The organism is Streptomyces sp. A 4/2 (genome assembly GCF_940670765.1).
Lineage (GTDB): Bacteria > Actinomycetota > Actinomycetes > Streptomycetales > Streptomycetaceae > Streptomyces.
Genome location: NZ_CALNVW010000043.1, coordinates 61,130 through 82,640 on the forward strand (window position 1 = coordinate 61,130; position 21,511 = coordinate 82,640).

At 68.0% G+C, this 21,511-nt stretch carries 21 protein-coding genes and 1 pseudogene; 8 read left to right on the forward strand and 14 right to left on the reverse strand.

Annotated features, from left to right (window positions below; genetic code table 11):
• Positions 1 to 111 precede the first annotated feature (111 nt).
• A complete protein-coding gene (locus NBY69_RS29480) occupies positions 112 to 639 on the reverse strand; it encodes a DUF1990 family protein (RefSeq protein ID WP_250304945.1) in 528 nt (175 codons plus the stop codon).
• 254 nt (positions 640 to 893) lie between these two features.
• On the opposite strand from NBY69_RS29480, the gene NBY69_RS29485 reads away from it, so the two are divergent.
• From NBY69_RS29485 to NBY69_RS29495, 3 genes are read left to right on the forward strand one after another with little or no spacing between them, the layout of a single operon-like run.
• The gene (locus tag NBY69_RS29485; protein WP_250304946.1) at positions 894 to 1,835 is read left to right on the forward strand and encodes an ABC transporter ATP-binding protein; all 942 of its coding nucleotides are present in this window, start codon (positions 894 to 896) and stop codon (positions 1,833 to 1,835) included.
• Positions 1,832 to 3,187: an ABC transporter permease gene (locus NBY69_RS29490; protein ID WP_250304947.1), complete on the forward strand. Its 1,356-nt coding sequence runs from the start codon at positions 1,832 to 1,834 to the stop codon at positions 3,185 to 3,187. Before NBY69_RS29485 ends, NBY69_RS29490 begins: the two co-directional genes overlap by 4 nt.
• 4 nt (positions 3,188 to 3,191) lie before the next feature.
• Positions 3,192 to 5,960, forward strand: a complete 2,769-nt coding sequence (locus tag NBY69_RS29495; RefSeq protein WP_250304948.1) for a bifunctional YncE family protein/alkaline phosphatase family protein — start codon at positions 3,192 to 3,194, stop codon at positions 5,958 to 5,960.
• Between the two features lie 144 nt (positions 5,961 to 6,104).
• Here NBY69_RS29495 and NBY69_RS29500 read toward each other — a convergent pair whose 3' ends face one another.
• Together NBY69_RS29500 and NBY69_RS29505 are read right to left on the reverse strand one after the other, a co-directional pair.
• A complete protein-coding gene (locus NBY69_RS29500; protein ID WP_250304949.1) occupies positions 6,105 to 6,710 on the reverse strand; it encodes a DUF998 domain-containing protein in 606 nt (201 codons plus the stop codon).
• 187 nt (positions 6,711 to 6,897) lie between these two features.
• Positions 6,898 to 7,887 (reverse strand): phospholipase D-like domain-containing protein, encoded by a 990-nt coding sequence (locus NBY69_RS29505; protein WP_250304950.1) that lies wholly within the window; start codon positions 7,885 to 7,887, stop codon positions 6,898 to 6,900.
• A 485-nt stretch (positions 7,888 to 8,372) separates the two neighbouring features.
• Here NBY69_RS29505 and NBY69_RS29510 point away from each other — a divergent pair, with 485 nt between their 5' ends.
• Both NBY69_RS29510 and NBY69_RS29515 read left to right on the forward strand, forming a co-directional pair.
• Positions 8,373 to 9,011 carry a bifunctional 2-polyprenyl-6-hydroxyphenol methylase/3-demethylubiquinol 3-O-methyltransferase UbiG gene (locus tag NBY69_RS29510; RefSeq protein WP_250304951.1) on the forward strand — a complete coding sequence of 213 codons (639 nt, stop codon included), beginning with the start codon at positions 8,373 to 8,375 and terminating at the stop codon, positions 9,009 to 9,011.
• Between the two features lie 65 nt (positions 9,012 to 9,076).
• Complete coding sequence (locus tag NBY69_RS29515) at positions 9,077 to 10,105, forward strand: hypothetical protein (RefSeq protein ID WP_250304952.1); 1,029 nt, start codon at positions 9,077 to 9,079, stop codon at positions 10,103 to 10,105.
• 192 nt (positions 10,106 to 10,297) lie between these two features.
• Here NBY69_RS29515 and NBY69_RS29520 read toward each other — a convergent pair whose 3' ends face one another.
• Positions 10,298 to 10,840, reverse strand: a complete 543-nt coding sequence (locus NBY69_RS29520; protein ID WP_250304953.1) for a DUF1707 domain-containing protein — start codon at positions 10,838 to 10,840, stop codon at positions 10,298 to 10,300.
• 433 nt (positions 10,841 to 11,273) lie between these two features.
• Entirely contained in the window at positions 11,274 to 11,678 is a 405-nt protein-coding gene (locus NBY69_RS29525; RefSeq protein WP_250304954.1) for a hypothetical protein, read from the reverse strand.
• 330 nt (positions 11,679 to 12,008) lie between these two features.
• Between NBY69_RS29525 and NBY69_RS29530 the strand changes: the two genes are divergently transcribed.
• The gene (locus NBY69_RS29530; RefSeq protein WP_250304955.1) at positions 12,009 to 12,557 is read left to right on the forward strand and encodes a DUF1062 domain-containing protein; all 549 of its coding nucleotides are present in this window, start codon (positions 12,009 to 12,011) and stop codon (positions 12,555 to 12,557) included.
• A gap of 104 nt (positions 12,558 to 12,661) precedes the next feature.
• On the opposite strand, the gene NBY69_RS29535 is transcribed toward NBY69_RS29530, so the two are convergent.
• From NBY69_RS29535 to NBY69_RS29565, 7 genes and pseudogenes are all read right to left on the reverse strand, one after another.
• On the reverse strand, positions 12,662 to 13,066 hold the full coding sequence (locus tag NBY69_RS29535) for a hypothetical protein (protein WP_250304956.1): 405 nt from the start codon (positions 13,064 to 13,066) through the stop codon (positions 12,662 to 12,664).
• Positions 13,067 to 13,491: 425 nt separating this feature from the next.
• Entirely contained in the window at positions 13,492 to 14,337 is an 846-nt protein-coding gene (locus tag NBY69_RS29540) for an SDR family oxidoreductase (RefSeq protein WP_250304957.1), read from the reverse strand.
• A gap of 1,387 nt (positions 14,338 to 15,724) precedes the next feature.
• Positions 15,725 to 16,582 (reverse strand): class I SAM-dependent methyltransferase, encoded by an 858-nt coding sequence (locus NBY69_RS29545; protein ID WP_250304958.1) that lies wholly within the window; start codon positions 16,580 to 16,582, stop codon positions 15,725 to 15,727.
• A gap of 21 nt (positions 16,583 to 16,603) precedes the next feature.
• On the reverse strand, positions 16,604 to 16,948 hold the full coding sequence (locus tag NBY69_RS29550) for a glyoxalase/bleomycin resistance/extradiol dioxygenase family protein (RefSeq protein WP_250304959.1): 345 nt from the start codon (positions 16,946 to 16,948) through the stop codon (positions 16,604 to 16,606).
• Position 16,949: 1 nt separating this feature from the next.
• A complete protein-coding gene (locus NBY69_RS29555) occupies positions 16,950 to 17,129 on the reverse strand; it encodes a CopG family transcriptional regulator (protein ID WP_250304960.1) in 180 nt (59 codons plus the stop codon).
• A gap of 17 nt (positions 17,130 to 17,146) precedes the next feature.
• Positions 17,147 to 17,338, reverse strand: a complete 192-nt coding sequence (locus NBY69_RS29560) for a hypothetical protein (protein ID WP_250304961.1) — start codon at positions 17,336 to 17,338, stop codon at positions 17,147 to 17,149.
• Positions 17,339 to 17,349: 11 nt separating this feature from the next.
• Positions 17,350 to 17,577: pseudogene (locus tag NBY69_RS29565) on the reverse strand (response regulator transcription factor); the annotation flags it as partial.
• A gap of 174 nt (positions 17,578 to 17,751) precedes the next feature.
• On the opposite strand from NBY69_RS29565, the gene NBY69_RS29570 reads away from it, so the two are divergent.
• Both NBY69_RS29570 and NBY69_RS29575 read left to right on the forward strand, forming a co-directional pair.
• Positions 17,752 to 18,162, forward strand: coding sequence for a VOC family protein (locus NBY69_RS29570; protein ID WP_250304962.1), 411 nt, complete (start codon positions 17,752 to 17,754; stop codon positions 18,160 to 18,162).
• A gap of 300 nt (positions 18,163 to 18,462) precedes the next feature.
• Entirely contained in the window at positions 18,463 to 19,269 is an 807-nt protein-coding gene (locus tag NBY69_RS29575; RefSeq protein ID WP_250304963.1) for a hypothetical protein, read from the forward strand.
• Positions 19,270 to 19,279: 10 nt separating this feature from the next.
• On the opposite strand, the gene NBY69_RS29580 is transcribed toward NBY69_RS29575, so the two are convergent.
• Positions 19,280 to 19,924, reverse strand: coding sequence for a response regulator transcription factor (locus tag NBY69_RS29580; RefSeq protein WP_250305047.1), 645 nt, complete (start codon positions 19,922 to 19,924; stop codon positions 19,280 to 19,282).
• A gap of 53 nt (positions 19,925 to 19,977) precedes the next feature.
• A complete protein-coding gene (locus tag NBY69_RS29585) occupies positions 19,978 to 21,315 on the reverse strand; it encodes a sensor histidine kinase (protein ID WP_250304964.1) in 1,338 nt (445 codons plus the stop codon).
• Positions 21,316 to 21,511 lie beyond the last annotated feature (196 nt).

The window sequence follows — 21,511 nt, forward strand, 5'->3', positions numbered from 1 at the left end:
CGCCCATCCATCCACTCGTTGGTGGGCGTGCCCGCGCCGGGGGTGACGTCCCGGCGGTGCATCAAGGCCTGCCGCACCGGATCGGTGCACGTTCCGGTGGGACGGGTCGTGTCAAGACGTGGCGGTCGCTCCACCCTGCGCAGCCAGCCGCCGCAGCACCCGCCCGCACCGGCGGGCGTACGCCCGCTGGAACACGGGGACCAGAGAGCCGGCCGCTCGGGCCCACCAAGCGTCGGGACGGCTGAAGGCGGAGACGGTCAGCCACACGACGCCGTCGTCCCGCCTCTCGACGACGAACGCCTCTTCACCGCATTCGGGATGACCCGGCAGGGTGCCGTACGCGAACCCCACGCGCCGGGGCTCCTGCGCGGTCCACACCACACGGCACGGCGCCCGAAGACGCCAGGAGCCCACACCGAGCCCCACGACCACCCGCGCACCCTCGATCGCCACCGGTGCCTGCGTTTCCATGGACACGCCCACTGCCCGGTGCATCCGCCAGCTCAACACGGCTTCGCCGGCCCTCCGCACGAGGTCTTCTCCCGTACCCAGCCGGGTACTCACCCGCAACGGCTGGAAGCCCTCGGGGCAGCGTCCTTCTCGGCTCGCGCCTACCTGTGCGTAGGTGAATTGGTCCACGACCGGACCGTACAGGGCTCGACGGGCCGGCACGGGCCCGGTATCAGGCAGGCGAGGACCAGTTGAGATCTGACGCATCATCGGATTCGGGTGCGTTCCGTGGACGTGATGGGGCGCGAACCGGACAAACGGACGGAAGCCGTCGGCGTGGCTGCAGCCGGTCGTCTCCCGTTCCTCAATCGTTCAACTCGCCGTCCCTGAGCGGGATATGCGCCGAATCTAGGGTCCTCGGAGGTTCTTCAGGGAAGGGACTCATGGACGCACTCCTCGCGATCCGGGCTCGCGGGATCACCAAGTCCTTCGGCGATGTCGTCGCGCTCGACGGCATCGATCTGGATGTGGCACAAGGGCAGATCCACGGCTTGGCCGGACCGAACGGCGCGGGCAAGACGACCTTGCTCGGTCTTCTGCTGGGTCTGGCCGTCGCCGACAGCGGTCGCCTCGAAATCCTCGGTACGCAGGTCGGGCGGGCGCTCGCCGCTCCCGGCAGCATCTCCGGTTTCGTGGACGGGCCGGGTCTCTACCCCTCGCTCACCGCCCGGCAGAACCTCGCCGCGCTGGCCGCCCTCCGAGGCCGCGACGCGCGAACGGCGGGGATCGACGACGTACTCGACCAGGTCGGGCTCACCGATGTCGCCGACGACAGGGCCCGCGGCTTCTCCCTGGGCATGCGTCAGCGGCTCGGGCTGGCCGCCGCACTGCTCACCAAGCCCCGCCTGCTCGTGCTCGACGAACCTTCCAACGGTCTCGACCCGGCCGGCAAAAGACACGTGCACGGTGTCCTCGACCGGCTCGCGTCGGAGGGAACCAGCGTCGTGCTGTCGAGCCACCGCATGGACGACCTGGAGGCGCTGTGCTCCGAGGTCACCATCCTCGCCACCGGACGGGTCGTCTTCTCCGGACCCCTGGGCAAGCTGGCCGCGGAGAACCGCGAACTCGACTACCGGGTCATCACCTCCGATCCGCCGGCCGCTCGTCGGCTGGCCGCCGACACGGCCGGGATCCGGATCGGCGACGTCACGGCGGCACGGTCCGACGCCGAGGTGCTCCTCGTGCGCGCCTTGGCGCCCGCCCTTGACGAACTGGTGGTGAAGCTCGTGCACGCGGGCATCGCACTGCGCGAGCTGGCCCCCGTGGTGTCGCCGCTGGAGGCCGCGTTCCTCGCACTGACCGAGCAGCAGGAGGCAGGCCGATGACCGCGACCGTCACCGAGAACGACACGGTTGCCACCGCCAAGGTGTCGGTGGCGCGCGGCTACCGCTTCGAGCTGGTCAAGCTGGTCTCCCAGTGGCGGATCCGCTTGCTGGTCCTCGCCTGCTGGATCGCGCCGGCGCTCTTCGTCGCCGCCGTGAGTCAGCAGAGCTCGCTCCCCGTCGACACCCTCTTCGGCCGCTGGATGCACGCCACGGGATGGGCCGGACCGCTGGTGACGCTCGGTTTCGCGGGCACCTGGGCACTTCCGCTGCTTACCTCGGTCGTCGCCGGCGATGTGTTCGCCGCCGAGGACCGGCTCGGCACCTGGCGCCACCTGCTCGTGGCCGTCCGGTCGCCTCGACGGATCTTCGTGACGAAGACACTCGCCAGCCTCACCGTCATCCTGCTCCTCGTGGCAGGACTGGCCTGTTCCAGCGCGGTCGGCGGATTGCTGACGGTCGGCAACCAGCCGTTGGCCGGCCTGGACGGCCACCTGCTGACGCCCGGCGACACCGCGGTCAAGGTCCTGCTCGCCTGGGTCTGCGTACTCGCCCCGACCCTGGCCCTCGCCGCCGTCGGACTCCTCGGGTCCGTCGCACTCGGACGGTCCCCGATGGGGCTGCTGCTGCCCGCACTCGTCGCGCTCGCGATGCAGCTCGCGCAGATGCTGCCGCTCCCCGTTGCCGTGCGCCTCGCCCTGCCCGGCTACGCCTTCATCGCCTGGAACGGCCTGTTCACCGGCCCCGGCCGAATCGGCCCGCTCCTGATCGGCATCACGGTCAGCCTGGTATGGGCCGTGACCGCGACGGTGCTGGCCTACTTCCTCTTCCTGCGGCGGGACTTCACCAACCCGACCGACGACGGTTCGCCGCGCCGGGCGATCACCGCCGGAGTCCTCCCGCTCGCCGCACTGGCAGCGGTGACGGTCGGGGTGGTCGCCGGAACTACGACGGCCACGGGTTCCGGCATCGAGCAGGCGAAGGTGCAGCGCTCGGTCGCCACGGCGTTCGCCCACCTGTACCGCATGCAGACCGAGCAGCTCAACCGTCCTGCCGTCACCGAAGCGCAGCTGAAGGCCACGGCGACGTGCACCAAGGGCAACGTCTCGGACGGTGCCCAGGGGCCGGGCAACGACTGGCGCTGCGTCGTTTCCTGGCACCTCCCCGACGTCGAGGCCACAGGGACGGCCGTCTACCAGCTCGACGTCGCTCCGGACGGGCGGTTCGTGGCCGACGGCGACGGACCGAAGGAAGTGAACGGCTACTTCCTGGTGCGGACCCCGAACGGGGACACACCGAACCCGCTTTGGCAGTTCGACGCCGATGTCGGACTGCTCGGCACCACGAAGGGATGACTCCATGCAGGTAACACGCCGCCGCAGGCATGTCGAGGAGGGCCGACCCGGCCTTCTCGGCAGACGCATCCTCGGCAGACGCATCGGCCGGATACCCGTGGCGACGGCAGGCATCACCGCTGTCGCCGTCGCTGCCGCGGGCACCGCCTTCGCCCAGACACAGCAGTTCGGCACCGATCAGGTCGGCCGGACCACCCGTCAGGGCCAGGTCATCTCCAGCGACCAGTACATCGCCCCGTACGGCGACCGTCTCGCCCTCGACAACGGCAAGATCATGTCGTCCTCGGTCAGCCCGGACGGCACCCACCTCGCGGCCTCGGTCACCGACGGCGGAGCCGCGCTGTCCATCGTGGACCTGAAGAACTGGAAGGTGCAGCAGCTCGTCAGCAACGCCGCGTCGTCGGAACCGCGCATCAAGGGCAACGACGTGGGCCAGGAAGGCCCCACGTACTCGCCCGACGGCAAGCAGCTGTGGCTGGGTCAGACCGACGGCTACACCAGGTTCACCGTGAACCCGGACGGCAGCGTCGCCGACCCGACGTACGTCAAGATCCCGGCGGACGGTCCCAGGCACGCGCTGGTGGCCGCGGCGGTGTTCTCACCCGACGGCGCCACCGTGTACTCCGCGGTCAACGGCCAGAATCGGGTCGTCGCGATCGACGCGGCGACCGGGGCCATCCAGCAGAGCTGGGCCGTGGGCAACGCCCCGCGCGGCATGGTCGAGGCCGGCGGCAAGCTCTACGTCAGCAACGAGGGCGGGCGTCCGGCGAGGCCCGGCGAGACCACGGTCAACTCCTACAACACCCCCGTGCCGGCCGACCCGGTGACCGCTGCCACCACCACCGGCACGGTCAGCGTCATCGACCTGAAGAAACCGGCTGCCGCCGTCGGGAGCATCAGCGTCGGTCTGCACCCGACCGCGATGTACGCCAAGAAGGGGGCGGTGTTCGTCACCAACACCGCCACCAACGACGTGTCGGTCATCAGGACCGCCAACGACAAGGTCGTGCAGACCATCGCCACCCGGCCGTGGCCGGAGGCGTCGGTCGGGTACGAACCCGACGCGGTGACACTCACCGACGACGGCCACCTGCTCGTGACACTCGGCCGCGCGAACGCGGTCGCCGTCTACCGGTACACGGGCCCGCAGGAGCCGGTCAGCTACGTCGGCCTGCTCCCGACGGACTACTTCCCCGCAGAGATCGCCACCGTGGGCAGCCAGGTGGTGGTCTCCCACACCCGTGGCATCGACGCCCGCCGCACCACCGCCGGAGCCGGACACAGCACCCATGACACGACGTCGAGCCTGACGCGGTTCACGCTGCCCGACGACCGGACCATCAAGTCCGAGACGGCCAAGGTCTTCAAGCAGAACGGCTGGACCAACGGCTCCGTCAAGGTGGCGAAGGGCAAGAGCAGGGCGAAGCCCGTACCGGTCCCCGCGCGGCTCGGCGACCCCTCGACCATCAAGCACGTCTTCCTGATCGTCAAGGAGAACCGGACCTACGACCAGGTACTCGGCGACATCCCGAAGGGCAACGGCGACCCGTCCCTGACCCAGTTCGGTGAGAACGTGACACCGAACCAGCACGCACTCGCCGAGCAGTTCGGTCTGTACGACAACACCTACGACATCGGCACGAACTCCGCCGAAGGTCACAACTGGCTCATGCAGGCCGACAACCCCGAATACACGGAGTCCTCGGCCGGTGAGTACCTGCGCAGCTACGACACCGAGGACGACGCCCTCGGCCACCAGAAGAGCGGCTTCCTCTGGACCGGCGCGCAGGCGGCCGACAAGTCCGTACGCGACTTCGGCGAGTTCCAGCAGTTCCTGACCAAACCCGCGGGCGCCAGCTGGCAGAACCTGTACTGCGACAGCAAGAACATGGCGGCGACCGGGAAGGGCACTGCCTACCCCCTGGTCTCGTCCTCGCCGATCCCGTCGCTCAACGACGTCTCGGTGCACGGCTTCCCGAAGTTCGACACCAGCGTCCCGGACGTCTACCGGCAGGAGATCTGGAAGCAGGACTTCGAGAAGAACGGCCCTGCGAACCTGAACATGTTCTGGCTCTCCAGCGACCACACCGGCGGACCGGCGAACGCGGCATCCCAGGTCGCGGACAACGACCTCGCCGTCGGCAAGATGGTCGACGAGATCTCGCACAGCACGTACTGGAAGGACTCGGCGATCTTCGTGGCCGAGGACGACTCCCAGGCGGGCCTCGACCACGTCGACGGCCACCGCGCCCCGATCCAGGTCATCAGCCCCTACGCGCAGCACGGTGTCGTCGACAGCCACTACTACTCCCAGATCACGATGATCCGCACCATCGAGCAGATCCTCGGGATCCACCCGATGAACCAGAAGGACAGTGCGGCCACCCCGATGACCGGGGCGTTCACGAAAAAGGCGAACCTCGCCCCGTTCAACGCCCTGGCCAACCGGACATCGCTGACCGACGGTCTGGCGACCCCGCCCTCCTGCGGCCTGGACACCCCGGCTCCGCAGAACCCGAAGGCGGCGGCCGTGCCCTCGGCGAAGGTGCCGGCGGACATGCAGCCGCTCGCTTCGCAGTGGGACCACTGGAAGTCGCAGCAGCGGCTGACCGGGCCCAACGCCGTGGCCGACTATGCGAACCCCGCACAGATGAACCACTTCACCTGGTACCAGACACACAACTGGAAGCGGGCCTACCCCGGCGAGGAGAAGATCTTCGCGCCCCAGGACGTGCCGGGTGCGTACATCCCGTCGGCGGAGTCCGACGGCTGACCTGATCGGATCGCGTCAGAAGGGCCCCTGGCCGGCGGCAACGTCGGTCAGGGGCCGCTTTTCCGCTTCAGGCGGCGTGCGCGATCGGCGGCCTGATCGCGGACAGCGCCCGCCTTGCCCCTCGGGCCCTGTCTGTTCCGTACGTCACAGCCCCGTCGCCACTGAGACGCCGGGCCACAGCCGGCAGGAGACGGCCACCACCAGTGGCCACACGGCCTGAACGAATGTCACCACCCGCTCCGCAATGCCCGGCGCCTCCCCGGTCTGCAGCTCGATCGCGAACCACAACGCGCCCGCGCACATCAGGGCGCTCGCCATGACCGACACGTTGAACCGCAGCCCCCACGGCGCCATCCGTCCCCGACGGCCCGCGGCCAGAGCAGGCCACACCGCGAGCAGTACGAAGCCGACGGCCGCCACCGTCCCGTGCCCCAGCGCCCCACCACGAACGGGCGCGGGCACCAACGTCAGCATCATTGCGGACACGCCGCCACCGGCCAGGGCAAGCCGTCCGACGAGCGTGGCCTCCCGCAGCCCGTGCGCCGTGACCATGTAGCACGCCCCCAGCACGATCAGCATGCCCGTCATCAGCCAGTAGCTGCGGTTGCCGTGGGACGCCAGCACGCTGATCGTGTCGCCCACGGGGTCATAAGCAGGTCCCTGCAGCAGCTGCGCAATCGTCCAACCGCTGACCAGGAGCAGAGGGGCGCCGCCCGAGGAGAGCAGGACCCACCAGGGGGCACGTCGCATCGCCCCACCGTAAACATCGTTCGCTCAGTTTTCCCGGTGACACACACTCGGCAGGCAACAGTGTCCTGGCACGTCCCGTTCACCGGCGGACTCACGCCACGGGCAGACCTTTCCGGGGCTGGTTCCCGGACCCGGTCGCATGGGCCCGGTCCCCTGTCCGCCGGGGCCGACAGGGGACCGGGGTGGGTCAGGCTGTGCCGGAGCTCTTGTCGAAATCGGCGTTGAACGCCTTTTCGATACCGCTCATGACTGCGGAGTCGCTGATGATGAGGCCGAGTTCACGGTTGTCATTGAGGGAGTTGTCGGAGAAGTTCTCCGAGCCGGCGAATACCTTCGCCGAAGGTGTGCCGTAGTCGGCGACGATCGCCTTGGCATGGATGTAGAAGCCGGTGGAGCTTGTGTACGTGGTGACCTTGCCGCCCGCTGCGGTGACACTGTTCAGCTCTTTGCTGTACTTCGAGGACTGGTTCTCCGCGACGACGCGAACGGCGACGCCGCGCTTCGCGTCCGCGACGACCGCATTCACCAGCGTGGCGTCACCGAACTCCTCCTGCTGGACGTCGAGGGTGTGCGATGCGCCTTTGACGAGGGCCAGCAGACGGCTCTGTGAGTCGGTGGGGGACCAGACCAGGTCGGTGCCGTCGGACGGGGTGACGGAGGTCTTCGCGTAGTCGGCGTCGAAGACCTTCTCGATCGCTGCGACATCGGCCTGGTCGGAGTCGAACACTCCGTAGTCACGCGAGGTCGCGTAGTACTTCGTGTCGAAGTTGCCGGTGCTGATGTAGGACTTGGCTCCGTCCACGGTGATCGTCTTCTGGTGGGTGTAGACGTACGCGGAGGACGAGTACGTCACCCCGGCGCCGGCCGCGGACAGCGCATCGTAGGCGGCGCCGTTGATGGATGTGTGCTGGGAGTCGAAGACCACGCGGACCTTCACGCCTGCCTTCTGCTGCTTCACCAGGTCGTTGACGAGGGTGGTGTCACGCAGCTCGTAGATCGTCACATCGATGGACTTCTTCGCCGAGTTGACGAAGTCGTAGATCGGGCCCTCCTTCCGGTCCGGCAGGATCACCAGGGAGTAGGCGCTCGTGGCGTGGGCGGTGGCGGGCAGAAGGGCAGCAACCGCGGCCAAGGCGCCTGCGGCCAGCATGGGTACGAGACGGTGGGTGGGGCGCACCGGGACTCTCCTCGTGGTCGGGGATGCACGCAACGCGCGTAGCGCATCCCAGTAAGACACTTTCCCGATGCTCGCTGAAGCCTTGTTCAGTGAAGAGAAGTGCAGCGTTGTGTAAAGTGCTGCAGTATTCGATCTTCGATCAACAGGCGTGAAAATACAGGCAGTTGAGAGTATTTTCATTAGGGCGACCATGCTTTTCCCGGGCTGGTTCCGGTGGCTTTTCCATAGCCGATCGATCCGCAATCATCTGTTTGCGAGAGCCGATCGCATAAGGCGTCTCATGGGCGAAAAACCCAACAGGATCGGCGGCGCGCGACGGCGCCGTCATCGCGCTGGACGATCGGACACGGGCCGGCGGGGCGGCGGATCTGTTCCTGCACCCACTTGTTGCCGAATCGGCAACCATGTTTGACGTGCATCGTCCCATGCGGCAACCCTGAACCCAGGTGCCGCCGACACCGCGCAGCAGACCCGAAGGAGCCTTGATGCCGACACCGCAGCCCCCTGCCCCGACACAGTTCTGGGAAGAGCGCTACCGCTCCAGCGACCGCATCTGGAGCGGGGACCCGAACCCACTCCTCGTACGGGAGACCAGCTCCCTGGAACCGGGCAATGCTCTGGATCTGGGCTGCGGTGAGGGGGGCGACGCGCTATGGCTGGCCTCGCGCGGTTGGCGGGTGACCGGGGTGGACATAGCCGCCACAGCGCTGGAGCGGGCGGCGGCCCATGCTGCGGAGGCTGGTCTCGCCGAGCAGCTGACGTTCGAGCAGCACGAACTCGGAGTGACCTTCCCTGAGGGAAGCTTCGATCTGGTCAGCGCCCAGTTCCTTCAGTCACCTGTCGCACTGGACCAGGACGGCGTACTCGAACGGGCCACCGAAGCGGTCGCGCCTGGCGGCACCCTTCTCGTCGTCATGCACGCGGGATGGCCGTCCTGGATGGAAGAACACGAGTACCCGTTCGACGCTGTCTTCCCCACGCTCCAGGGCTTGCTCGCGAGGCTCGCTCTGCCGCACACCTGGCAGGTGGAGACGCTGGAGGCCGTGGAGCGGTCCCTGGCATCGCCCGACGGCAAGCCCGGTACCCGGACGGACAACGTGTGGCGACTCACCCGTACCGACTGAGCGGGAGGGGCGGCTGAGGTGGGTTCCGTGACCGCTCGGACCGTGCAGGTTCTATGGTCTCGTGCATGACGAGGACCACGCCGCCGCGCCCGCTCGATGTCGAGGAGCTCTTCCCGGAACTGGCCGGGTACCGGGGCACGACCACCCGGCTGCACCCGCGGCCGGGAAACCCGGACGCGTCGGCGAGTTCGGTGGGCGGTCCGATGCTGTGGCCCGCGGATGAGCCGTGGCCGGTCTGCGACGAAGCGCATGGCCGCGGACATGGCCGACGCATCGCGGATATCCACCAGGAGCGGGAAATCCTCGCCTCCGTGCGCGCCGACGGCTGGTCCTCGGGCCTGACACAGGAGCAACGTCAGCACCTGGACGAACTGCGCCGCGGGCACCGGGACCCGGGGGCCCGTGAGTCCGATCCGCTTCCCCTGATCGGACTCGCCCAGCTGTACCGTCGCGATGTCCCCGACCTTCTTCCGGGCCCGGCCGACTGCGACCTGCTCCAAGTGTTCTGCTGCCCTTTCGACGCGCACGGCCCGAGCCGCTACGGAATGCTGCTCCACCTGCGCTGGCGTAGGTCCGCAGACGTCGGTGACGTGCTCGCCGTACCGCCGCTGCCGCCGCTCGTCGGATCCGCCGTGTACGTACCCGAACCCTGTGTACTGCACCCGGAACAGGTGGTCACCTACCCGTTCGCCGGTCTGCTGCCCGAGTCGCTGTGCGCCAGGATCGATGCATGGGAGGAGGCCCTCGAAGCGGAGGCCGAACAGTCGGGGGAGGACGAGGACGAGCTGGTCGGCTACCAGTACGACCTGTCCATCCCGCCCGGCTGGCGCGTCGGCGGATTCGCCTCCTGGCACAGTACCGACCCGTCCCCGATGGACTGCCAGGCCTGCGGGGCTCCGATGGAACTGCTGCTGACCATCGACAGCTCGGAGTGGGATGGCGGTAGCCGGAGCTGGAAGCCGTTGGAAGAGCGGGATCTCGCCCCGTATGCGGGCGCTACGCCCACCCAGGTCGTCGTGGGGCGGTCCGGCGAACTCAACGTCTTCGCCTGCCCCGCCGATCCCGGACATCCGCACCGCTGGAGCATTCAGTAGGATGCCGACGAGCATTGCGGTAGCGCTCGCTCCGGGTACCGCTGGGGCGGGCGTCGCCGGGACGGGGCGTCTCGGAGAGGAAGCCGCCGATCTTCACCAGCTGGGGGTAGGCGCCCTTGCCCCGGTCCAGGCCGGTGCCCACGGTGATTCCTTCGAGAGTGTGCATCAGGTGGTACTGGGGCCGGACAGGGCTCAGCGCCGTGCGTGGCGGATCTTCAACCGTCCGAACCCCATGGCCCCGGAGATACGGATCCTCGGCCCACCGGGGCGGGAGCTCCGCCGGGTCTTGTGCCGGGAGTCCTTCCACCCGGTGCGCAGATCCTCGAATTCGACGATCGCGTCGCGAGGCACCGTGATCTTGGCCCTGCCGGTGCCCAGTTGAAGCTCGATGTCGATCACCGGATGCTCGAAGACCGCCCGGGACAGGTCCAGATGCACCCTTCCGAACGCGGACTCGACCTTGAGGATCCGAGGTACGCGCCATACGCCCCGCCGCTGGATCCGACCGCCGGCGACGGCAATCGTGGATGTGGTGCCCGCCCTCTCCTCCGGGAGCGAGGCCAGAGCCGACGCGAGCTCGCCGTGCGTTCTTGCGGTGAGCGCCTGGTGGAGGCGTTCGTCCAACTCCTCGTGCGAGATGTGCACTTCGGCGTACGCGTCCTGCAGGCGCTGCACAGCCGTGTCGCGGTCGTCTTCACTGATCAGCGTCGGCGAGTCTTCCGGCAGAGAGGTCACCGATTCACTCTAGTGCCGTGCCGGCGCTGCGAACACGTCAAGGTTCGTCGCGGGCAAGGCTCCCACGGCCAGAACCCGGTGGACTTCCTCCGCTCGAACGTGACCCTGGGCCTCAGCGAGGCTGTAGCCGGCACCGGCCACGCGACCCGCGCACCGTCACAGTGACTCACCTCCTCCACGCCATGATCTGGATCCGCAGCCACTACGGGTCCGTCCCTGGCTATCTCCTGGCGCACGGGGCGAAGGAGTCCGAATTGCTGGCGCTGCAGAGGGCCTTGACCTGAAGGGCTCCCATGCGACAGCCACAGATGCTGAGCCAGGACGGGACGTCACCTCGATGGGGCGGACGTGGTGCCGGCGACGGCCCAGCAGGGTGGCTGTTCCTGCTTGAGCCGGTCGAATCCGTGCGAGGTGTGTGACGTCCGGAGGCGGATCACGCTTCGTCGCGGTGTGTGAGGTGGCCGTTGCTGAGCCGCCAGTAGTGCTGGTGGGGAGTCAGCTGCCAGGTCTCGTCGGCAGCGATTGCCTGCGTGATCCACTCGTGGAGTTGGGGGAGAGCCTGCGCACGTAGAACAGCGCGGGTGGCGGCACGTTCGGTGGCATCGACCGGGTGAACGTCTATGCGGAAGCCGACGAGGTCCGGGTGGACGCCCCGGCCGTAGTTCCGGGGGGTCGGAGGCACCCATTCTGCCCCCAGGACGATGGTCCCGCTGTCATGCCCGGTGAGGAAGCCCAGGTCCGTGACTCGGGTCATGTAGCTGCCGAGACACTCGTTGATGTCGGTGGTCGTCAGGGGCCAGGAACGGTGCCTGGGCAATCTTCGATTCCGTGCGGGCATGTGAGGAAGGATGCAGGAGATCCCTGTCGGCCCACATCAGGTTTCTGTCCGATCAGCCGGGCTCGCGTCTTCCACGCACTGTCACCGTCGCCGTGATCCGGCCCTGGCTTCGCCCACGATCCACCGGACAGACCCTGGCGGTGAGGCGCTCGAAAATCAGTGGAACAGCGCCGCAGTGCGCCATTACCGTACTGCCGACCCGAGTTGTCCAGGCAAGGACGTCCCGTTGTACACCCTGTGAGACCTCCCGAGCGCTGAATCGTCGCGCGTCGCACATCTGCGCCGCGCTCCTTTTTGCTGCGGATTTCTCACTGAAACCGGTGTACTTCTATGCTCAACAACTGGATGGTCACGCCCACCTGCCTGCCGCACGTCCTCCGTCGTTGCCATACGTGTGCGGCCGAGCGCTTTCGGGCAAGCGGCAAATTTCGCGTCAACGCACACCACAAGCTCATCGACGCCTGGCTCCTCGTCCTCTGTACCGCTTGTGGGGAAACTGCAAAGCTCACAGTTCTGGAGCGGATGAATGTGCGTTCCGTACGACCTGAGCTGCTGGACCGGCTGCATGACAACGACCCTGGTCTGACAGCTGAGTTGCTCCGGGATCCGGTCGTGTGGCGCCGAAATCGCATAGCCCTCGACTGGGACAACGCCTGGCGCCTCGACACAGGCGGATCGGATCACCTGGACCGCGAGGTGATCGACGTCAGGGTTTGCTTCGCCGCGCGGATCCCTGTCAGGCCGGTGCGACTGATCGCTGAAGGCTGCGGTCTTTCGCGGGCCGAGGTCGGGCGACTGATCACGGAGGGGGAGCTGGTCTCGGCAGTCCGGCTGACCGGCAAGGTCTCAGGCGAGTTCACCTTCACGCTCAAGCGCTGAGTCCTCCTCGGGACCCAGGGCCTGTCCGGCAGGATCTGCCGGACAGGCCCTGGAATTCGCCCGGAACGCCCGCAACGACGCTCTGCGTACCGACGTCTACCGCCTCACCACCGGTCGATGCCCATCGTCTTCGCCGCACTGTGGATCGCGTTGTAGTGCGGAATCGACATGTCCGACTTCTTCTGCTTCGGTGGAAGGTGCTGGTCGGTCTGCCGGAACTCGTCACGTGCCGCGGCCAGCAGGCTGGTTCCGTAGCCGACCGGCACATCGTCCTTACCGTGAACGGGATGCGATTTGGCCGCCGTCTGGCTCCCGGCGTTGGCCAGAATGCTCCGCGCCTGGTTGTACGCGGCAGGCTTGATCGCCTTCGGGTTCGCCGCAACCGTGTGGGCACTGGTCACCACGCGGGCGTTGCCGGTACCGATGGTGGCGGAGGCGGGGGCGACGGCCGATGCGAGGGCTCCGACCGCCACCGCTGTGGTGAGCCAGGTCCGGATGATGAGTTTCATGAGATTCCTCTCTTCTGCGACAAAAGGGTTCTGATTGGTGCGAGAGGGATCCTGCCCACACGGGCAGAGGACTCTTGGCGCTGCTGGTCGAATGGTCCATCGAACTTGATCACTCGTGGAGGCAATCGCCGGGGCGGGAAAGCGACCCCTTTCGATCCGGCGCGCGCGGAACGCAGTACACAGAATCCGCGCGCCCATCCTTAACGGGTCGGCTGTACCTGCCACATCGCGGACCCGGACCCGCGTCGTCGTTACGGCGCCGGTGGCGGTCGGGCTGGTCGCAGTGCCGACAGGTGCGCGTCGCGGTCGGCGAATGTGGCGCTGTTGCCCAGGGCGCCATGCGGGGACCGGTCCGACAACGACAGGTGGCTTGTCTTCATGGCGTGTTCCTTGTCCGTGGCAGGGGAGGGGGTGCGACGAGTGGGTCAGGCGGCGCCGTCGTCGTGGGCGAGGGCGCCGCCCAGGGTGCGGGAGGCGGTCGCCTGTTCGCTGATCTCCTTGCCGCGCGCCTCGGCGGTGGCGATCGCGTCGTCGCCGGCGACGAACCGCAGCGGCGGCTCACCGAGGTCGACGACCTTCAGCAGGGCGTCGGCGAGCTTGGCCGGGTCGCCGGCCTGTTGGCCGTTCATGGACTGCCACATGGCTTTGGCGGCCCTGGTGCGCTCGGCGTAGTCGTCGATGGAGAGCTCTGCCCAGCTGGTGGAGGCGTCGACGAGCAGTTCGGTGCGGAAGAAGCCGGGTTCGACGATCGTGGTGCGGATGTTGTACGGCTCCAGGTCGTGGCGCAGAGACTCCATCCAGCCCTCGACGCCGAACTTGGAGGCGGCGTAGGCGACACAGAACTCCTGGCCGACCAGTCCGGCGATCGAGGAAATGGTGAGGACATGGCCCGAGCGCTGGGCGCGCATGACGGGCAGGACCGCACGGGTGACGTTCATCGGGCCGAACAGGTTCGTCTCGATCTGGGCCCGCATCTGGGCGTCGGAGATCTCCTCGAAATATCCGGCCTGGAAGGTAGCGGCGTTGTTGATCAGCACGTCGATACGGCCGAATCGGCTGACCGCGGCGTCGACCGCCGACCGGGCGGAGTCCGGACCGGTGATGTCCAGGGCCGTGACCAGCAGGTTGTCCTGCTCACCGCCGAGCGCGTCCAGGACGCTTTCGGGGCGGCGCCCCGTGGCGACGACCTCATGGCCGGCTGCCAGGGCCTGGCGGGCGATGTCGGTACCGAGCCCGCGACCGGCACCGGTGACGAAGATGATCTTGCTCATGGGGGGGGGCTACTCCTGTGTACGGGGTGAGATCAGGGCCAGGGCCGGGTGTACTCGCCAGGGCCTGACGGCTTCCCGCTTCCCTGTACCTGCGGGGTGACTGCGCCGCCTTCCGGCATCCGCACCATCGACTCTCGCGCCGGGTGGGGATCATGAAAAGGGGAGGGTTTCATCCTGGGAAGGAGTTCTCCCGGGAAGAAACCCTCCCCCCTTTACGTGGTGTCCGCGACCCGTACCGGCGTGGAAGCCCCCGATTCTCGCCTCTGCTCTCCTGAAGGGCCAGGGCCAGGGCCAGGGTCAGGGTCAAGGTCAAGGGGTTCCAGGCCCACCGCGCGCTGGGGACAACGGGGTGCGTGCTTCTCCGTAACTGCGTACGGCTTCGCCATCAGCGACGGCGGGGTACTCCTTCCGTAGCCCCGCCCATCGCTGTGTGCTGTCGGTCGATCGCCTGTCCCGGGCAGTCGCTGCGTCGGCGCCGCGATCGGCGCACGCCGATCCCGGCACTCCGATTTACCTGTGACGTCCTGTCACGCGTCACGCGTCACGCGTCACGCGTCAGGTGGCTCGGCCGGGCCGGAACGGGCCGGAACGGCGTCGATTCACTCCCATGGATTGAACGTGTTCAAATCCAGTGAGAGCATCCTGCTCAACAGTTCAGGGAGGGCGAGGATGGAACGCAGGACAGCGTGTCACGAAGCGGCGACCGTGGGGAGATCCATCGGACTCCTCTCGGCATCCCTGGCATGGGCGACAGTGGTTGTTGTCGGCCCTTGGCTGCCAACGGCTGCGGGCGTCGCAGATCTGACGGGCGTTGCCGTCATGCTGAGCATGGTGGTCTGCGGCAGTGTGCCTTCCTTGTTGTTGGGGGCGCTCCTGGGGCGTGCTCGCGCCTGCTGGGCACTGGCAACGTGTGCTGTCTCGGGGCCGGCCCTTTGGATTCTCGACTTCACCGTCCCCGGCGATCCTGACGTCCGTTCATCGGTTCCGGTGGCCGTGTACATCTCGGGCACTCTGGCCCTGGGACTCGTCAGTGCCCCTCTCCTGGTGGGTGCGGTGGCGGGGTGGTGGTGCAGTCGTCTCCGTACGGCCCGGTGAGGGGGTGTGGCCTCGCGCAGGGATGATGCGGACTGCTGTGCCGTTGGGGGCACGGCCGCCCTGGTGGTCCGGCCGTGAGGCGCTGACGCACCTCCCTACGAGCGTCTTGTTCCTCCCGGCCCGGGGCTGCCGATCCGGGGCCAGGAGGCGGTTTGCGGTTCGGCGGACATCCGAGCGCCAGTTGTCGCAGCGCATGCAACCGCTTGGGGAACTCGAATTCTCGTACACCTTCCCGCGCCGGCGGGCGGTGTCCCCAACTCGTCCTATCGGGCAGGTGGTCGGCCGAGGAGCGTCAGGTGGTGGCCACCAGCAGATCCTCGCCGCTTGACGGGCGAAGGCTGTCGGACCGATCGGCGAAGTACCGTTCGGCGAGCACGGTTCCCGGCACGTGTTGCACGTCCTCGAAGCCACTGTCACCGGCCAGTGTCAGCATCTCGTGCGGGGTGTAGAAGCTGATGAACGGTGTTCCGGCTGCCCGTGCCTGTGGCTTGGTCGCCTCAAGTGCGGGGCGGTCGGCGTCGTCGATGAGTTCGGTCGGCAACATGAACGTCATGGCGAGCGTCGAGCCGGGGGCGAGCCCGGCGAACCTGCGCAGGGTGGCCGCGGTGGCGTCCTTGGTGAGATACATGGTGACGCCGGTACAGACGACGAGCGCCGGCCGGCCCGGGTCGAAACCGGATTCGGACAGCTGCCGCCACCAGTCGCCGCCCGCCTCGAAGTCGACCGGCACCAGCCGCAGCCAGTCGGGAATCCCGTAACCGAGCTCGATCAGGCGTCGACGTTTCCAGGCCTGGGTGCCCGGCTGGTCGATCTCGAAGACCCGGAGGCGGGAGGCGATTTCCGGCCTGCGCTGGGCGAAGGTGTCCAGCCCGGCGCCCAGGACGACGTACTGGGTGACGCCGTGGTCGGCCTGCTCGACGACCAGGTCCTCGATGAAGCGGGCGCGGGCCACGATGGCTGCCCGGAACCCGCTGGTGCCGCGCGGGTCCATGTCCGGGCGCCGCCGCCAGCCGTCGTCGGGGGCCACCAGTTGCAGGCCGACCTCGTCCTCGATCACGTGCGGCGGCGGGTCTGCTTGTACGTGCAGCGCCCGCCAGAGGGCGGTCCGTACTGCGGTGCCGTCCGGCGCTTCGTTCTGTTCGTCAGCCATGGTGTTCCCCTTTCGTCGCGGTCACTTCTCGGCGGGAGCCTGGAGGCTCCACAGCCGGCCGTCGGGGTCGCGGACGGTCATCTCCTTGGTCCCGAAATGGGTGTCCGTGAACGGCGTGACCACCTCGACGGCAGGATCGGGACGGAATGTGCCTGCGTCCGGAACCTTCAGCACGATCTGGGTCTGGGGCTCCCGGTCCTCGGGGACCTCGGCAATGAAGACGTAGGGTCCGTCGCCATTGCGGAGCTGACCGGAGTTGTGGTCGGTCGAGAACTCCAACTCGTAGCCCAGTGCCTGGAAGAACTTCGCCGCCTTGCCCCAGTTGTGGGTCGTCAAGAACACGGCCTCGATGCCTTCGGTCGCCATGTCAGATCTCCTTCTCGGACGATTGCTGCCGCTGCCGATGGGTGTCGTCGAGGTAGGCGCGCAAGGCGTCTGCGACCAACGCCGAGAGGGACGAGCCCGACTCGATGGCGTGATATTTGACCTGCTTGATCAGCCCGACCGGCAAGTACACGTTGAACTGCTTGACCTCTTCGTCACTCACAAGGTGATGCTAGCATTCTAATAAGCTAGTGTCGCGTGGTAGGTGATTCTCGACGGTGTCACCACGAAGAAGTGCCGGCGGGTCGACTCCTGGACGGCCGCGATCCGCACCGCCGGTCGGTAGAGCGAGCCCGAGTAGCGGCGGAACTCAGGGAACCGGATGCGCAGAACCTCGTGGCTGATGTCGTCGACCACCTCTCTCGCCCACAAGGAAACCCGTCTCAGGACAGCAGCCGCTGTTCCTTCGCCACCGCTACCGCCCCGGTACGGATGTCCACGCCGAGCTTGTTGTAGATCCGGCCGAGGTGGGTCTTGACCGTTGTCTCGCTGATGAACAGAGCCTTCGCGATGTCGCGGTTGCCCAGGCCCTGCGCGAGCTGCGCCAGGATGTCCCGCTCCCTGCCGGTGAGTGTGGGCCGCGGCCTGCGCATGTTGGCCATCACCCGGCTGCGGTCCGTACGAGGGCGTCGCGGTCGTGCCCGACGGCCGCATCCCCGAGACGGCGGCTTCTCACGATCACGCCAGGCTTAGGACCAGCGTCCGATAGGCGCGCGATCACTTGGTCTCTAGGCTCTGTGACACCCATCAGCCCGTGGAGAGCGAACGCCACCAGGAGGCAGCACATGCCGGCCAACGCCACGGCTCACCTTCGCATCGCCCGTCCGACACGGGATATCCGTGCGGCGGAGCATTTCTGGATTTCGGGTCTCGGCCTTGAGGTCCAGTACCGGCATGAGGCGGACGGCACTCCGGGCAGGAACTCGCTCCTCATGGTCGGCTGGCCCGATGCCGCCTGGCATGTGGAACTCGTCCACGACCCTGCCGCCCCCGTGGACCCGCAGCCGACCCCCGAGGACCTGCTGGTGATCTACCTCGGCGAACCGGTGCCCGACTCGCTGGTGGACCGGCTCGAACGCCATGGCGGGAAGCGAGTGCCGGCGCACAATCCGTACTGGGACACCTGGGGTGTGACGGTCCAGGACCCGGACGGCTATCTGCTGGTGCTGTCCACGCGCGCCTGGGCCAACTCGTAGCCTTCTGATGAACCTGCTGGTGACGGCCGTTCGAGATGTCGTCATGGTCGGATCGTGGGCTGTGCAGTCGCCGCTCACCGGCCACGTGAACAGAACGGCGGACTCACATGCGGAGTTCACGCCATCGCGGAGTCACACCATGGCTGGGGGGTGTGGCAGGCCACACCCCAAGTGGGCGGCGGACCGCAGTGACCGGGCGAGCGCCGCTGCGAAATGGTCATCAGCATGACAACAACGGCACGACCCACCCACAGGCACGGACCCTCTCGATCCGGAGGCAGTTCCGGTCGCGCATTCGCTGTGCTCGGCGCTCTCGCCACGGCCCTCGTCCCGGCCTTCGTCCTCGCCCCTCGCCCCTTGGCGGCGAGCACGTCGGGCGGCGGCTTCGGCGGTCAGCAAGGCCTCATCGACAGCCTCTCCAAGTCGTTCGTCGACTACTGGAGTTCCGGCGACCGGACCTTTCCCCCCGGTTTGGAGCGGGCCGTCGACTACTGGCGTCATTACCACGTGGTCAAAGCCGTGATCGCTGCGATGCTGCTGGCCGTGCTCATCGCGCTCGGCGCTCTTCTCTGGAAGGCATTTCTGCGGGCCGGGGGGCTGGGGGCGGCAAGCAGGTTCGCTCTCGCGTCGGCCGCGGCTGTCGTCACGGCGCTCGCGGTGTTCTCGTCGGCGATGGTCATGGCCAACATCCAGGGTGCGACGGCGCCGTTCTCCTCGCTGCTGTCGATGCTGCCGGTACACGGGCCCCACGGGGAACTCGCCGATACGCTCCACCAGGTCAGGCAGCACCTTGCCGACTACCCGAATACCGGTGACCGAACTCCGCCTGCTCTGGAGGTGATGGTCAGTGACTTCTCCCGGTACCACGCGGTGATAGCCGTGGCCGCCACGACGGTGGCGGTCGTCCTCATCGGGATGAGTGCGGTGTCGTGGAAGAGGTCTGCGAGAACCGGGGCGTCCGACAGACGAACACGGCGCGTGTTCAGGTCGTTCGGTCTTGTCTCGGCCTTGCTGTCCCTGGTCGTCATCGTTGTCGCTGTGGCGAACACGACCACCACGGCCGACCCGGCACCTGCGCTTCTGGCCTTCTTCGAAGGCGGATGGTGAGAGGCCGCCGTCAGGCATTGAGAAAGGCGAGAACGGCGAGCACCCGGCGGTGCTGGGTGTCATCGGGCGGTAGGCCGAGCTTCGCGAAGACGTTGCCGATGTGCTTTTCCACCCCGCTGTTGGAGAGCGCCATTCGCCGGGCAATGGCCGTGTTGGAATGGCCCTCGGCCATCAGCGCCAGCAGTTGCCGTTCACGCGCGGTCAGTGCGCCCAGCGGGTCGTCCCGCCGCTGTCCGGCCAGCAACTCGGCGACGACTTGTGGGTCGAGCACCGTCGCGCCACGGGCCACGCGGTCCAGGGTGTCCAGGAACTCCTCGACCTTGGCGACCCGGTCCTTGAGCAGATAGCCGACCGCGCCGGAACCGTCCGCGAGCAGGTCGGCGGCGTAGGACACCTCCACGTACTGGCTGAGTACCAGCACGGGGGTGCCGGGCAGTTGTCTGCGGGCGGTGGCCGCCGCCCGCAGGCCCTCGTCCGTATGCGTCGGCGGCATCCGGACATCGACGACCGACACGTCCGGGCGGTGTGCGAGCACCGCTTCGACCAGGGAAGGGCCGTCGCCGACCGCCGCCACCACCTCGTGACCGTCCTCGGTCAGCAGCCGGACCAGGCCCTCGCGCAGCAGCACCGCGTCATCGGCGACGACGATCCGCAGCGGATCCCGGTGCGCGGGGTACGACGGTGCTCCAGGCGTTGTTTCGTCCGAGGTCAGCGACATGGCAGCTCCGCGGTGACCGTCGTCGGGCCGTCCTCGGGACTGTCGACGCGCAGTCGGCCGCCGACCGCGTGCACCCGGTCGGCCAACCCCTGCAGCCCGTGTCCCTTGGCCAACGCCGCACCACCCACTCCGTCGTCCGTCACCCGGACCCGCAGGATTTCCCCCGTGTGGCGCATACCGACCGTGCACCGGCGGGCGTGGCTGTGCTTGGCCACGTTCGTCAGCGCCTCGGCGACCACGAAATACGCGGCTGTCTCGACGCCGGCGTCCAACTGGCGGCTCAGCGGACCGGCGTCGAGCTCGGCGGGTACGACGCAGCGAGCGACCAGAGCGGAGAGCGCCTCGCGCAGTCCTCGGTCGGTGAGGACCGGCGGGGCGATGCCGCGTGACAGGGCCCGTAGCTCGTCCAGCGCCTCCTGGGTCTGGACGACCGCGTCGGCGAGTGCGGCCCGGACAAGTTCCGGCTTTCTGTCGAAGTGATGCTGGGCGCGGCCCAGTTCCATCGCCAGCCGGACCAGTTGCTGTTGGGGGCCGTCGTGGATGTCGCGTTCGAGCCGGCGCAGGGCGACCGCCTCGGCCGTCACCGCTGCGGCGGCCTGTCCACGGGCGGTGTCGCGCCCCTGCCCCGATCTGCCGGTCCGGCGGTGCGACACGGACGTGCTGGACAGCAGCGCCTGCCCGAGACCGGCCTGAGCGGCGACGCACACCCGGGTCACCAGCGGCAGGGTGAACAGCAGCAGCACGCCGACCGTGATCGCGAAGACGAGCCGCTCGGTCGGCGCCGTCAGTCCCAGGCTCAAGGCGATGTGGGACCGGTCGCTGCCCGCGTACAGGGTCATGGGCCGCAGCGACCCGGGGGTGACCTGGATGCGCAGGGGGTACGTGGCGGTCGCGGCTCCCACGAACCACCACAGGACCGTCACCACCGAGGTGACCAGTACGACGGGGAGCACCGACACCGCGTGTGCCAGGTCGAGCCACAGCCCCGGGCCGGTCGCGTCGGCCGTCTCCTTCGACCTGGGCCGCCGGCCCGCTCCTCGTGTGCCGTCGGTCCGGGAACGCACCGTGCCGATCCGCCACCACTCCAGATCGCCGGACCACCGCGCCAGTGCCAGAGAACGGGCCGCTACGGGCGATCCTCCCGGCAACAACGAACCGACCGTTGCGACGCACAGGCCGCCGACCATCAGCAGCAGACCGGCGGCGGCGGTGAAAGGCGCGGTCAGGAGATACAACGACTCGACGAGCGTGCGACGCCCTGCGCGAACGACGAACCCGGCACTCGGCCGCCACCGACCCGCGACCACGGAGGGCAACGACTCAACCATGTGGACAGCATAATGTCGCTCCGATCCGGGATTTGGACGATCACGTCGAGAGCGATTTCTGCGACTCGGGCGATCCCGGGGGACCGACCTGCAAGGGCCACCTCATCGGTGAAGGCGGATGCGGTCGTTGGCCTTCCTCGTCACATCTGACCGGTGGGGCAAGGCGGCCGGCCCGCCACCGTCGACGGCGAGATCC

What these genes read in the sequence shown, in the direction of transcription:
- NBY69_RS29585 (WP_250304964.1), bottom strand. Translation starts at nt 21,315, where the DNA reads ATGGTTGAGTCGTTGCCCTCCGTGGTCGCGGGTCGGTGGCGGCCGAGT.
- NBY69_RS29530 (WP_250304955.1), top strand. Translation starts at nt 12,009, where the DNA reads ATGCTCAACAACTGGATGGTCACGCCCACCTGCCTGCCGCACGTCCTC.
- NBY69_RS29495 (WP_250304948.1), top strand. Translation starts at nt 3,192, where the DNA reads ATGCAGGTAACACGCCGCCGCAGGCATGTCGAGGAGGGCCGACCCGGC.
- NBY69_RS29535 (WP_250304956.1), bottom strand. Translation starts at nt 13,066, where the DNA reads ATGAAACTCATCATCCGGACCTGGCTCACCACAGCGGTGGCGGTCGGA.
- NBY69_RS29570 (WP_250304962.1), top strand. Translation starts at nt 17,752, where the DNA reads ATGCCGGCCAACGCCACGGCTCACCTTCGCATCGCCCGTCCGACACGG.
- NBY69_RS29515 (WP_250304952.1), top strand. Translation starts at nt 9,077, where the DNA reads ATGACGAGGACCACGCCGCCGCGCCCGCTCGATGTCGAGGAGCTCTTC.
- NBY69_RS29485 (WP_250304946.1), top strand. Translation starts at nt 894, where the DNA reads ATGGACGCACTCCTCGCGATCCGGGCTCGCGGGATCACCAAGTCCTTC.
- NBY69_RS29510 (WP_250304951.1), top strand. Translation starts at nt 8,373, where the DNA reads ATGCCGACACCGCAGCCCCCTGCCCCGACACAGTTCTGGGAAGAGCGC.
- NBY69_RS29550 (WP_250304959.1), bottom strand. Translation starts at nt 16,948, where the DNA reads ATGGCGACCGAAGGCATCGAGGCCGTGTTCTTGACGACCCACAACTGG.
- NBY69_RS29490 (WP_250304947.1), top strand. Translation starts at nt 1,832, where the DNA reads ATGACCGCGACCGTCACCGAGAACGACACGGTTGCCACCGCCAAGGTG.
- NBY69_RS29525 (WP_250304954.1), bottom strand. Translation starts at nt 11,678, where the DNA reads ATGCCCGCACGGAATCGAAGATTGCCCAGGCACCGTTCCTGGCCCCTG.
- NBY69_RS29545 (WP_250304958.1), bottom strand. Translation starts at nt 16,582, where the DNA reads ATGGCTGACGAACAGAACGAAGCGCCGGACGGCACCGCAGTACGGACC.
- NBY69_RS29500 (WP_250304949.1), bottom strand. Translation starts at nt 6,710, where the DNA reads ATGCGACGTGCCCCCTGGTGGGTCCTGCTCTCCTCGGGCGGCGCCCCT.
- NBY69_RS29540 (WP_250304957.1), bottom strand. Translation starts at nt 14,337, where the DNA reads ATGAGCAAGATCATCTTCGTCACCGGTGCCGGTCGCGGGCTCGGTACC.